Raw genomic sequence first — 12127 nt, forward strand, 5'->3', positions numbered from 1 at the left:
AAAATGTGGAAAGAGCGGCCTTCATGGGCCGCTCTTGTTGTTTGAAACACCCCCGTGCCCTGGAATGGTTCTTTTTGAATTGTCCCAAACTCACACATCCTCGTCTCGACTTGACGAGTTTTATCGCCGGTCAGCCTGCATATTGGTGTCATCAGAAACACACACAAACACACACCAAAGGAAAAACACCATGTTCACCAAAACCACATTCGCCGCCCTCGCCGTAGCCCTGACCGCCTCGATGGCCACTGCCTCAACCGCAACATTCTCAACCATGGACGCACCAGTTGCGAGCGCCAGCACAAGCTACGATGTTGCCGATACGCGCGGCATGGACCGCCGCCAGGATCGGCGTGATGATCGCCAGGATTGCCGCGGTGCGAACGGCTTGGTCGGCAAAGACAAGCGCGACTGCAAACAGAACAGCCGCAACGGATAACGCGTCCTCAAAACCCCGTCCTCATTTCCAACGCCGGATGAACACAGTTCATTCGGCGTCATGCGTTTCGGGCGATTGATGGGGCGGAGTAAGCGCGCACTAAAACTGTTGTTTCAAACTCACAAGCCTGCCATCACTGTCGGATCTACCAAGGCCATGACTGCTTAGATCCATTCAAGAGGTGTCGCTTCATGCAACAAAAGAAAAACGAGCGATTTCTTCATGTTTGTAGTGAGATTGCCGATGAATTGGGTGACGCCAAAATGGGACAGCTCCTCCGCCGCGTTGGGGTGAACCCGAAACAACGTGCGGGGGCAGACGTCACCACTCTGCAAGAGGCTCAGCTGCTGCGAGAAGCTTGCAAGGCAGCGAACGACATCAGTTTTGCGGCACGCGTCGGGTCAACGTTTCGGCAAGCCCAGACATTGACTGGCTACATTGCCAAGAGTTCAAAAACACTCGGCAACGCGATCGAAAACTCGGCACGCTTCTACGCTCTTGCTGACCCCGAAACCAATTTTCAGCTCACCCGCACATCCAACGCAGATGTAATGAAAATAGAGAGCAACAACGGCGCACTGCTGCGCCACCATCGGTTTCAAGAGTTTCTTGTCTTTGGGCTACTTGCCCGTCTGAGGGTTCTTGCCGGCGTTGATTTCTTCCCCGAAAGGCTCTGCCTGCAACACGAAATTGGCGATCACCAGAAACCATTTGAAAAGCTGGCTGGGTGCCGGGTTGAGTTTGCCTCCGATTTCACGGGAATTGTTTTTGGTCCGTCAACGTTAGATCTTCCGATGGCGCACTATGATCCGGGCCTCGTTGACTATCTTTCTGAACTTGGTGCCAACATGATGGCGGCGCATGGTACCCATCGCGACAGCTACCGCGCCCAGGTCGAAAAGCACCTGATAAAACAACTGCCCGGGCGGATCCTTTCTGCAGACGAAGTCGCAGACAAAATGGCGATGAGCCGCCGCACCCTCACACGCCATTTGACGACCGAAGGAACCGGGTTTCGCGAAATCGTCGATGGGCTCAGGTTTGACATAGCTAAAACTTATCTAAAGGATGGTCTGAGTATCTCAGAGATCGCCTTCATGCTTGGCTATGCAGATCATGCAGCTTTCTCCACAGCGTTTAGCCGCTGGGCAGGACAGAGCCCTCGGAAGTTTCAAAAGTCTATTCAAGGTCATTGAAACGCATTTCAATGTACACCGCTTGCACGCACGGAGTCGCACTATGAGCCGCATTACAAGAACCGCTACCATAAGCCTGTTAAGCGCTGCGACCTTTATGTGCCCAACCATCTCAACTGCAAACGAAGCGGCACACGGGCCACATATTGTCGAGATTTTCCTTGGCGCCACTTCAGCGGATCACCACGGCTCGACCGAACAGGCTGGCTCACTAGGCGCATCTTATCGATATGCATTCAATCACACGGTCTCCGCGGGTGTTCTGGCAGAATACACGGGTGGCGCATTGGATCATTGGGGGCTTGGTGTTCCTTTCGTTTTCAATTTGGGTCACGGAGGTTGGCAGGGTACTTTGATGCCCGGCGTGGAAGTGACCAGCAGTCACGAAAAGGCGCTTTTTCGCGTTGGTTTGGGTTATGAATTTGAACTCGACGGATATGCGCTGAAACCAGAACTGAACGTGGACTTTGTGGATGGCGAAACGGTCTATGTGCTTGGTGTCAGCCTAGGGTTTCGTTTCTAACTCTATTCCCTTTGCATTTTGATTCTTTAAGAAAAGCGGCCATCTCCAACTAGCTTTTTTGCCATTTTCAAACAGAAGCGCACTTGTTGGCATGTTCCCTTCGAGACGAGCAACTCGTCGTCGCCATTGTTGTCTCAAACTCACACATCCACGTCCCAACCCAACGAGTTTTGACCGTCGAAAGTCCGCATATTGGTGTCATCAGAAACACACATCTTAGGACACACACCATGTTCACCAACTTCACAAAAACCACTGCACTCGTCGCAACCGCCCTGACAATGGGTGCAGCCTCTTTCGCAGACGCCGGAAACGGGCCAGCAGCACCGCAGTTTGAAAGCTATGAAGTCGCACAAACCGTAGGTATGGATCGCCGTCAGGATCGTCGCGAAGACCGCCGCTATGACCGCAAGGATCGCCGGGACGATCGCCAAACCTGCCGCCAAGGTCATGGTATCGGCGCCGACAAACGCAACTGCAAACAGGCCGAACGCCAAGAGCGCAACATGAACGGCTAAATCGAATTAGTATTCGGCACCTCAGTTCTGTCTCCAAGTATCAGACAAGTCACACCGTTGGCGACAGGACGGTTCCGAACAACCATCTCAGCATACCGCTCACGCGGGAATATGTGCTGGAGACCATGGCGACACTCGATGTGTTGTCATTAACCTGGGAAACCAGGCGCGCGGAAGCCGAACTTGGTGTGTTGTGGTCTGAACCAGCTTCCGCGAACTTCTTGTCCCTAGAAACGCTGCCAAGCCAATTGGGGTCAATGACAAGCCTGCGAACCTCAGAAATTCATCCGAATACCTTCTTGGCAGAAATCCCTTCTTGTTGGAGTGCTCGGTCCCTTCAAAGCCACTGAATTATCTGCACGAACTTGCAGGTCGGGCAAAAACGACTCGCAATTTATCTTTCTTTTCCTACTTCGTTTTGGCAATCACATTTGCACTCCATCACTAATCCACATCACCCTAAATGTTTACAGAGATGCTGTTTTTTGGCAGTGAAATGTATGAAATTCCGAACTGTTTCCAGGAACTGCCTTTCTCGTTTGGGAAAGAGAAAGACGAATGCAGCTTTAACTGCACCTGAAATTTACACACCGATGGTTCAAGCTCGTGCCTTACGAATGGACAGTCGCCTCACCGATTTAGTGTGGTAAAGTGACTTGGGGCGTAGCCATAAAGCTTCCGACTGTGTTTATCTCAAGCTTCACTTAATGAGACAAGTTCTCTCTGCCAAATCAGCCATACAACTCAAAAAGAAAGGAAGTGAAAATTGGCAAAATTTGACTAGATCGTAGAGGGTCTCGTGAACCTCCCCAAACCCAAAAGCGAATTGCATTACGGTGGGTTTAGCGGCGAAAGGTCAGACAGCGTCGTTGCCTTCAATCGACGATCCCGGTCTTCCTGAAAAGTCGCAGAAAGCGCCGCCCAGCCATCCGACGCCTCATGCGCCTCTCGGAAAAATGAAGCGCCGACCATGGCCAAGGCCCCTTCGAGATCGCGCCCAATCTGACCGGGGCATTTAGCGGACCAAAGGGCAAGGGCGCGATACACTTTGGAAAGATCGTGGCTACCGATTGCACGCTGGACTTGTTTGGCGGCGTAAGCCTCGCTGTTCTCCCAAATCAACCGATTCTTTCTCAATCGACGCTTGATAGGTGGCACCAAGTATCGAGTGACAGCGAACAAAGCCAAAAGCACTGCCACAACGACGCCAGTTAGACCAATCACTTGGCGGCGGCTAAAAGCAGGGTCTTGCGACGGCGGAGGCGCGTCAACGCTGAACGTATACCCCTCCAATGTCGCGACTTCGACGCTCTCGGTTTTAGTGTTGTACCACTCCAACGACACCTCTGGCAGCTCTAGGGTGCCTCCGTACTGCGCTACATATGTAACGGTTTCCTGTCGGCTACCCGAGAGAACACCCCGGTCCTCGGCTTCATTGACGACCGGATCTTTGGTGTAAGCACGTGCTGCCTCGCCAGTCATCTCTGGGGTCAGCAGCGGGATGAAAAGGGCAGAGGTACCGCTGATTTTGGCGGATACAGTGCGCGTCACCGCATCCCCTTGTTTCAAAGGACTTTCTGCGCCTTCTAGTTCTTGGGAAAGTGAAAAACCCTCAGCCAAAATCAGCGGGTTCAATCCCTTGGCAGCATCAGGCACCTCCGCAGTAAACACGATAGGTTCCAGCGCCATCTCGACCGTTACAGGCGAAAGGCTGTCCGGAGCAGCATAGGTGATCCCGACAGGTTGAGGGGGCAAAGAGAAGGCACCGGGGATCATTGGGTAGAGGCGATAGGCTCGGCTGACCCCGGACCAGGTTTCTCCGTTAACGCGCTCACTGACCGGAGAAGACGCGCGCGACGGCAGTCGCACAATCACATTTGGCATCTCAAGTGAGGGAAAGCGGGGCGGCTCAGGCATCCATGTCGGCACAAGTACGGTAATGCGCAAGACCAAAGGTTGTCCAACGGTGGCAGTCTCAGCCGAAAGTTCAGTCTTAACCATAACCTCAGGGCTTTGGGCCAGTACTGGACCCGACAGAAAAAGCGTTATGAAGATCAGAACCCAGCGCATCACTCTTGTACCCCGGTTGCATTCTCCTGAAGGAAGCGTTGCCGTAGGAAATCACCCATGTCTGTATCCACAGAACGCATCCATTGTTCTGTGGTTTGCATGGTCGGCAAGGCGTCTTCCTGCTCTTCAAAATCGGTATCTGTATCCGCCCCGCGCTGCGCCTCATTGTCGAACACCACGTCGTCAGCCCCAATACCTGCCTCTTCTCCGGTGTCGCTTTCTTCGCGAGCGGTTTCGACATACTCGAGGATGACGCGGGTTAAAGAAAGGTTCCATTCCGCATCTTCAAAGTTTGGGTCTAGCGCAATAGCACGTTCATAGGCTGCGATGGCCGGGCGATATTCACGGTTGCGAGTGCGTGCCAATCCCTCGGCGAAAGCCGCCTCAGCAGTATCAATGCGCGAGAAGAAGTCGGCAGCCTCGGCATATTGGCCTGACTTGAAAAGCGTGTATCCGCGCCACGTGGTGTCCTGAAACAGCAGTGCCGCCCGGGCATACTCCTTGTCCCTCACCGCAATCATGCCTTGCTGATCCGGTGTGAAAAACCAGTCGACAACGTCTGCTCGTGCACCACTTGGCAGCACCGATCCACTTACCAAAAACAGCGCAAGCGCCCAACGCATCGTCCAGCCCCTTCGGAACCACATCAATAAAAGCGGGAGTGCTAACCACGCCAACATCCAGCCTCGATCATCCCAATCCAACCGTTCGTCGCCAAGCAATGCTGCACGGTAGGCCGAGGCTGCTTCGCGGTTGATAGCCTTGAGGTCGCTATCATCGGCGCTGAGTTGAATGACAGCACTCGATGACAGCGTGTCGAGTGCCCCGCGTGGACTGCCTTCCGGTGCGGCCAAAAGGAAGATCACAGGGAGGTCTTCGTCTGAGTCTTCTGCCGCTGCAAAGGCGACGGCATCGGCCTCACTCAAATTATCCAGAACGAACAAAATGGCACCCGGGGTCTGAGATTTCGCCAGTTCCGCGCGGGCCATTTCCAGCGCCTTTGTTGCGTCCTCGCCTTGAACTGGCATGACTGCGGGGCTTAACGCTTCAAGCATGGCGCGCAGGATATTGGGATCTTCGGTCAGTGGGGCGACCCGATGCGCAGTCCCGCCATAAGCAATCAACGCAGTCCGAGCACCAGCGCGTTTTTCCACGAGGTCGAGGATCTTGAACCGCGCCCGCTCAAGCCGACTGGGTTGCAGGTCCGGCGCTTCCATGGATCGACTGACCTCGAGCACGACGACCATTGGTGCCGTTTGGCTGAGGAGCGGGTTCGGCACACGGTTCCAGGTTGGCCCCGAAGCCGCCAGCACCATCAAACCAAGAAACAACGCGACGCCATCAATGGGACCAAAACGGCGTGTTCCGGTTTTGCCGACAGTCAGTGCTTTGGCCAGATGCGGAGCGATACTTTCGGGAAGAACTTCGGCGGTTTTTCTTCCGCGTCGCACAAGCCACCACAGGACAAAAATGGGTAGAATCGCCAGCAGCCACATCGGGCGCAATAGATGCAGTGCCGCAAGGGCGTCGAGAAAACTATCCATCACCTGCGCCCCGTTGACCGGGTCGACAGGACCAGCCAGCCCAATGTCGCCGTCCCCAACACCATCGCCACCGCAAAGGCGATCCACGCCAAGGGACGTTTGGGTTGGAAACTGACGGTTTCAATTACACGTGGGTTCAGGCGCTCAATCTCGTCATAGATCGCGTTTAGCCCGTCGCCGTCTGAGGCATAGTAGAACGCCCCACCAGCACGGGTGGCAATGTCTTCCAGCGCCACCATGTCCACTCGGTCATCGCCACTGCCCTTCGGGTCACCGACACCAACAGTAAAGATCATCACTCCCTCTTGCGCAGCAATCTCGGCTGCGTTCACGGGTGACATTCGGCTCGAAGTGTCCGCGCCATCAGACAAGAGGACCAGCAACCTTTGATCCACTTCCGAAGTTTCGAACGTGCGGATGGATAGGCCGATGGCATCCCCTATAGCGGTGTCCGGACCCGCCATACCAACATTCGTGTTTTCCAAAAGGTCGCGAACAGAGGCAAGGTCTTCTGTAAAGGGTGTCTGCACGAAGGCACGGGTGCCAAAGACTATAAGAGCCACTCGATCACCTTGGCGTGCCTCAATAAAATCACCGACCACATCTTTGACCACCTGCAACCGCTGCTGCGGAGCGCCTTGCGCGTCTCTCATGTCGTGGGCATCCATTGACCCAGAGATATCCACTGCAAGCACCATATCGCGTGCAGCTTTTTCAATCGTGGTCAATTGGCCGAGTTGTTCAGGGCGCGCGAGACCCAAGACCAACAAGCACCAGCATATCACCGCCACCCACATTTGGAGTTTCTTGCGTTCCAGCACAACAGAGCCGACTTGGGGCTCTTGCCCCGCCGCTTCGGCCACCTGCCGGAAAAAAGGGATACGGAGCGCGGTGCTGCGCTCGCGATGGGGGCGCGCAAACTTCCAAACAAGCCACGGAGCAGGCAACAACAAAAAAGCCCAAGGGAAAGCAAACGCATAAGTCACCGCTTGCTCTCCTTTCGATGTTTCCGGATCCAAATCTGGCATTGTTTCAGCAAGGCGGCATCGACCCGCTGTCCGTCGTCTCGATACGGTGACACCGTCAAAAGAGCACTGCCGGGGGTCGAAAAGCTCACGCCCTCGCAGGTTTCGTCAAGAAAGCGCAGCCAATCTTGGCCGGTCAGCGAAACGACTTGGCGGCGGGGGTAAGCCACGAGCGCTGCACGTCGCAATATCGCTGCCACGAGTGCCGGGTCTCCTTTCGCACCCTCAAGTTCAGCCAATGCACTGCGGCGATAGGCATTTGCCTTTCTGTTGTGCATCACGCGTCGAACCACCCACATCAGGACCAAACTCAGTATCAGCGCGAGCCAAAGCCAGCCCTGAGTTTCCGGAACCATTGAAATCGGCTCGGGTTCAGGAATCGGACGCAAGAGATCCAGAAGTTCGACAAGGTTCAGACCTGTGGTATCGGGAAGATCAGCCATCAACCAGCGCCTCTGCCAAGGCCCAGTAGTTCCCTGAGTTGAGGCAGGGTTTCGCGCGCGGTCGTCAGGGGCAAGACGGGGATTCCATATTTCTGCGCCCAACCGATGGCCCGCGCGACACGTGCGCCAACAACCTCTTCTATCCGCGCAGATACCGTACCGTCGCGCAAATCTAGTTCAGCCTGCAGTTGCCCATCCGACACCACCAGCCGGGCCGCACTAGGCAATTGCGTTGCAACGAGGTCGGTCACAGGAAACAGGATCACATCGTTGTGTTGGGCCATGCGACGTACCAGCATTTCGGTTCGATCGTCCGTCTCCGCAAAATCCGAAAACACAAGGATCAGATTGCCCGTTGTCGCAATCCGCGACGCTTTTTCAAGCGGCGTGTTCAGCGGCATCGACGGCTCAACGTCCAGATCGACATTTAGGGCGCAGTTCGCTTCGGCAATGGTCGAAACAAGGCGGTTGAGCGCCGCCGCCGAAGCCTTGGGGCGCAGTTCGGCAACCGCCTGATCAGAAAACACAATCCCGCCGACCCTGTCACCCTGAGCGCGAATGCGGAATGCCGCGAGGGCCGCGGCCTCGGCAGCAGTCACCGACTTCATGTTGAGCTTTGTGCCAAAGAACATGCTGAGACGCTGATCTACAACCAACAGGGCTGGACGGTCTCGTTCTTCGGTGTAAACGCGTACATAGGGTTCGCCCGTGCGCGCCGTGACTTTCCAGTCGATGGTCCGTGGATCGTCTCCGACCTGGTAGTTGCGCAGTTCTTCGAAATTAAGCCCCCTGCCCCGCAATCGCGATGCATGCCGCCCATTCAAAGCCGAACGGGCCGGTTGACGCGGAAGGAAAGACAAGGCGCGCGCTGCCTGGGCTAGGCTTCGCAAATGCGCCAGATCTGTGTGAATTCGGCGGTCACGTATGTCTGGAGTTTCGGCCATTGCACGCGCCTTAAGGCAGCGCCACCAGGGCCGCGATCTCATCGATCACCCGGTCTGGAGTCAGACCTTCACCCTGTGCTTCGAATGACAGTGCAATACGGTGCCGGAAAACATCATGCATAATGGCACGTACATCTACAGGATCCACATAGTCCCGCCCTCTGAGCCAAGCATGCGCGCGCGAGCATTTGTCCAGCGCCAGGGACCCACGAGGCGAGGCGCCAATCTCAATCCACCGCGCCAGATCTTTCGAAAGGATCCCGGGCGTTCGAGTGGCCTGCACAAGATCAGCCATATAGCGATCCATCGCACTCGACACGGTGATCTGCCCAATCTCGGCGCGAGCTTCGAACACCGCATCTTGCGGAATTGCGGATGGGCGTTCGGACTTGGCCCCAGTATTGGTGGCGTGCTCTTCTCCCCGAACCAGCCGGATCACTTCAACTTCGTCTTCAACCGGCGGATACAGCACTTGGACATGCATCAAAAAGCGATCCATCTGCGCCTCAGGCAACGGATAGGTGCCTTCTTGTTCGATGGGGTTCTGCGTTGCCATGACGATGAACAATGGCGGCATCTTATGTGTGGTTCCCGCCACCGTAACTTGCCGTTCTTCCATTGCCTCAAGTAAGGCAGCCTGCACCTTGGCTGGTGCGCGGTTGATCTCATCGGCGAGAACGATGTTGGCAAAAATCGGCCCGGCCTCGAACCGAAACTCGGCGCCTTCTGCAGTCTGATGATAAACTTCGGTCCCTGTGACATCCGACGGTAGCAAATCAGGCGTGAACTGAATTCTGGAGAAATCGGCCTCTAGGTTCTTGGACATAGCTTTGACGGCTCGTGTCTTGGCCAAACCTGGCAAACCTTCGATCAAAAGGTTTCCATTGGCCAGAAGACCGATGACCAAACGCTCGATCACGTCTCGTTGGCCGATAATACTTTGCCCCATTCGCTCTTGCAGAGCGGTAATTTTTTCAAGTGCGGTCACGTTTCAAACCCTTCAAAATGCGCAGAAAACACGGAATTTTTGTAATTTTTTTTCAAAGCCGCCGATGACTTCTAATTGCTAAACATAGCTTACTCACTCAACAAGGACAGATTCGAGTTTATCAAGCCTTGGAATTCCCAAATTGCTATGGAGAGATACCGATTGCCTGCATTCAGTTCATTTCAGATGAATCGCTCGCTTATTCTCTCATTTTTAGACTTCGACTTGTATACTGCGAGCGATGGTTTGTTTATCGAAAAAACGGGATTTTGGAGTTTCGACCCATCCAATTCGGCGAAAGAAAACCTTGGCGGGGTCAATAGCGAACTGTGAACCATACCACATCTTGATCTGCACATTTTTCTTGAGCAAGCTTATTGTGAAGCAGATTGCGAGAATGCACAGGTCATCATTTAGCGTATTGAAAAGCAAAATTTGTCATAAGTGAAGCTCCCACCAATTGCGATCGTTTTTGTGGAAGGCCCCGACTGTCCAAAACGATCGATACCCTCGTTGCCTTTGAGTTTTTGATAGTAGTAAGGCTTCTTTCATCGCCTGACTTTCGGTCTCAAACATCTTTACCAAGCTCTGTCCCTATCTTGTAGCTACGCGCCGTCTATGGTGTGTATCTGCCAGGCAGCACAATCTTGGGCGATTACAGCCGCTACATTATCTCGTGGAAGCTTTGCACTAATATGCGGGCTGAGGATGTGACAGACACCCTCGATCTGGCCTTGCAGGCATCTGTCTGTGATCAGGCTCACGTCGTCCACAAGCCAAGACTGCTCAGTGATAATGGGTCCAGCTACGTCTCAGGCGACTTGGCAAAATAGCTACAAGACAAGGGCATGAAGCATTCTCGCGGCGCACCTTTTCATCCCCAAACCCCAGGTAAAATTGAACGCTGGCACCAAACCTTTAAGAACCGCATCCTGCTGGAAAACTATTTCCTGCAGGGGATCTCGAAGCCAAAATCGAAGCCTTCGTCGATCACTACAACCATCAGCGCTACCACAAGAGCCTGAACAACGTCACGCCATCATACGTCTACTTCGGAAGAGACAAAGCCATTCTAAAACAAAGGGAAAGGATCAAACGAAAGACACTCGAAACGCGACGCCTGCATCACAGCCAGCACACCGCATAATCATACCAACCAAATGAACCGAACTCTCACTTAGTTTAGGCCGCCCTTGGTTAAAAAAATCCAACGACGGACAAGTAAGGGAGTATTGAAGTGCGACAAGCAGCTAGTTTATCAGTATCAGAGAAAGGCAATTTTCAGTGAAGGTCTTGAATATTCACTTTCAGATACTGTGTATTAGGAGATTTCTTGCGAGATAAGCGCAGTTGATAGAAAATGTTTTGGGAATTCCCAAAAAGAGGAAAGTGAGCGAACCATGCAAATCAATACAAACTTCGAAACGGGGGGGCTAGCTCTGGTAGCATTGTTTTCACTTTCGAATGCACTCTTTGCACAGGCATCCCAAGTTACATTTGGATCTGGCAATCATGATACATCGTTACCGATTGAGGCGACCTCAGACAATTTGGTTTTAAATCAAGAGTTGGGCACCGCAGTTTTCCAAGGGAATGTAGTTATTGTACAAGGTGGTTTGAAGATTTCCGGACCGAGCATCGAAGTTTTTTATGACGAAGAAACAAAGCTAATCGTAAGAGTTATTGCCAACGAAAGAGCCAAAATCACGATGGATCAAGACACTGCCGAAGCCAACACTACAAATTACGACGCGTTAAAAGGCGTCATAATAATGGAAGGCGATGTGGTTATATCTCAAGAAACAAACCATATCTTCACTGACTATTTGAAAGCGTTTCCCCATTCAAGTGTTGCACAGTTAGAGGGGCGTGTAAGAATTGAGCAAAAGTGATAGGGTTTGGCCATTGCTGCTGACGCGAATACCCCCGCCTTTTTTTGTTTCGTGAACTGCTGTAGAAGGCATAGTGGCCGGAGAATGATAGGCTGGGCGCAATGCTGAAGTTACTGTGCCTTGACCGTATTTGTGGACAGCTGCGTCGAGGTAAAAAATGCAAACTTTCAAGTTATATCTGGTTGATCAAGGTTCTTTTCCTTTAGTTCGTCTAGTCCTATTTTCTTTGAAGTTGATACATTACAAGTAAATAGGTGTTACTTTTGGCTGCTTCATTACTTGGATTGTGTCTCCGATTACCGGGTTTCCGAAACGGATTAGAGAGAACTTAGAACGAAATTGCCAAAATGTACCTAAACAAGAAGTTGAGCCACTTGTAAGTACTATCATTGAAAATGCTGGTCGAACAATTGTTGAGATTTTTTCTGGTGACCAGATTACAAGAAAGTTTGAGAACACCGTGGTTCAGGGTGAGCCTCCCCATCTGAATGGGTCCACCGTTAAGGTTAGGAAACGGAGGACTAAGAATGGCAAACAAGCGACTG

Annotated in this window: 11 protein-coding genes and 1 pseudogene; 6 read left to right on the forward strand and 6 right to left on the reverse strand. The window is 53.0% G+C overall.

From position 1 onward, the window contains the following. Positions 1 to 190: 190 nt before the first annotated feature. The 4 genes from Q0932_RS17520 (at position 191) to Q0932_RS17535 (ending at position 2676) form a co-directional block, all read left to right on the forward strand. Positions 191 to 439, forward strand: a complete 249-nt coding sequence (locus Q0932_RS17520; protein ID WP_299356012.1) for a hypothetical protein — start codon at positions 191 to 193, stop codon at positions 437 to 439. 191 nt (positions 440 to 630) lie between these two features. Then, positions 631 to 1635 carry an AraC family transcriptional regulator gene (locus tag Q0932_RS17525; RefSeq protein ID WP_299356022.1) on the forward strand — a complete coding sequence of 335 codons (1005 nt, stop codon included), beginning with the start codon at positions 631 to 633 and terminating at the stop codon, positions 1633 to 1635. 43 nt (positions 1636 to 1678) lie between these two features. After that, positions 1679 to 2158, forward strand: coding sequence for a hypothetical protein (locus tag Q0932_RS17530; RefSeq protein WP_299356023.1), 480 nt, complete (start codon positions 1679 to 1681; stop codon positions 2156 to 2158). Positions 2159 to 2388: 230 nt separating this feature from the next. After that, positions 2389 to 2676: a hypothetical protein gene (locus tag Q0932_RS17535; RefSeq protein ID WP_299356025.1), complete on the forward strand. Its 288-nt coding sequence runs from the start codon at positions 2389 to 2391 to the stop codon at positions 2674 to 2676. An 831-nt stretch (positions 2677 to 3507) separates the two neighbouring features. On the opposite strand, the gene Q0932_RS17540 is transcribed toward Q0932_RS17535, so the two are convergent. From Q0932_RS17540 to Q0932_RS17565, 6 genes are read right to left on the reverse strand one after another with little or no spacing between them, the layout of a single operon-like run. Further along, positions 3508 to 4749 carry a hypothetical protein gene (locus Q0932_RS17540; RefSeq protein ID WP_299356027.1) on the reverse strand — a complete coding sequence of 414 codons (1242 nt, stop codon included), beginning with the start codon at positions 4747 to 4749 and terminating at the stop codon, positions 3508 to 3510. Continuing rightward, on the reverse strand, positions 4746 to 6377 hold the full coding sequence (locus Q0932_RS17545; protein ID WP_299356029.1) for a VWA domain-containing protein: 1632 nt from the start codon (positions 6375 to 6377) through the stop codon (positions 4746 to 4748). The genes Q0932_RS17540 and Q0932_RS17545 overlap by 4 nt, the downstream gene beginning before the upstream one ends. Further along, the gene (locus tag Q0932_RS17550) at positions 6290 to 7276 is read right to left on the reverse strand and encodes a VWA domain-containing protein (protein WP_299356031.1); all 987 of its coding nucleotides are present in this window, start codon (positions 7274 to 7276) and stop codon (positions 6290 to 6292) included. The genes Q0932_RS17545 and Q0932_RS17550 overlap by 88 nt, the downstream gene beginning before the upstream one ends. Continuing rightward, complete coding sequence (locus tag Q0932_RS17555) at positions 7273 to 7758, reverse strand: DUF4381 domain-containing protein (protein ID WP_299356032.1); 486 nt, start codon at positions 7756 to 7758, stop codon at positions 7273 to 7275. Before Q0932_RS17555 ends, Q0932_RS17550 begins: the two co-directional genes overlap by 4 nt. Beyond that, positions 7758 to 8702, reverse strand: coding sequence for a DUF58 domain-containing protein (locus tag Q0932_RS17560; protein ID WP_299356034.1), 945 nt, complete (start codon positions 8700 to 8702; stop codon positions 7758 to 7760). The genes Q0932_RS17555 and Q0932_RS17560 overlap by 1 nt, the downstream gene beginning before the upstream one ends. Before the next feature lie 10 nt (positions 8703 to 8712). Beyond that, on the reverse strand, positions 8713 to 9690 hold the full coding sequence (locus tag Q0932_RS17565) for a MoxR family ATPase (protein WP_299356036.1): 978 nt from the start codon (positions 9688 to 9690) through the stop codon (positions 8713 to 8715). Between the two features lie 638 nt (positions 9691 to 10328). Here Q0932_RS17565 and Q0932_RS17570 point away from each other — a divergent pair. Together Q0932_RS17570 and Q0932_RS17575 are read left to right on the forward strand one after the other, a co-directional pair. After that, positions 10329 to 10837: pseudogene (locus Q0932_RS17570) on the forward strand (integrase core domain-containing protein); the annotation flags it as partial. Between the two features lie 253 nt (positions 10838 to 11090). Next, positions 11091 to 11582: an LptA/OstA family protein gene (locus Q0932_RS17575; protein ID WP_299356038.1), complete on the forward strand. Its 492-nt coding sequence runs from the start codon at positions 11091 to 11093 to the stop codon at positions 11580 to 11582. The last annotated feature ends 545 nt before the right edge of the window (positions 11583 to 12127 follow it).

Source organism: uncultured Shimia sp. (assembly GCF_947498095.1).
Lineage (GTDB): Bacteria > Pseudomonadota > Alphaproteobacteria > Rhodobacterales > Rhodobacteraceae > Shimia.

Bases quoted from the DNA above. Each gene is read 5' to 3' on its own strand.
- Q0932_RS17520 (WP_299356012.1), top strand. From the start codon at position 191: ATGTTCACCAAAACCACATTCGCCGCCCTCGCCGTAGCCCTGACCGCC.
- Q0932_RS17525 (WP_299356022.1), top strand. From the start codon at position 631: ATGCAACAAAAGAAAAACGAGCGATTTCTTCATGTTTGTAGTGAGATT.
- Q0932_RS17530 (WP_299356023.1), top strand. From the start codon at position 1,679: ATGAGCCGCATTACAAGAACCGCTACCATAAGCCTGTTAAGCGCTGCG.
- Q0932_RS17535 (WP_299356025.1), top strand. From the start codon at position 2,389: ATGTTCACCAACTTCACAAAAACCACTGCACTCGTCGCAACCGCCCTG.
- Q0932_RS17555 (WP_299356032.1), bottom strand. From the start codon at position 7,758: ATGGCTGATCTTCCCGATACCACAGGTCTGAACCTTGTCGAACTTCTG.
- Q0932_RS17560 (WP_299356034.1), bottom strand. From the start codon at position 8,702: ATGGCCGAAACTCCAGACATACGTGACCGCCGAATTCACACAGATCTG.
- Q0932_RS17575 (WP_299356038.1), top strand. From the start codon at position 11,091: ATGCAAATCAATACAAACTTCGAAACGGGGGGGCTAGCTCTGGTAGCA.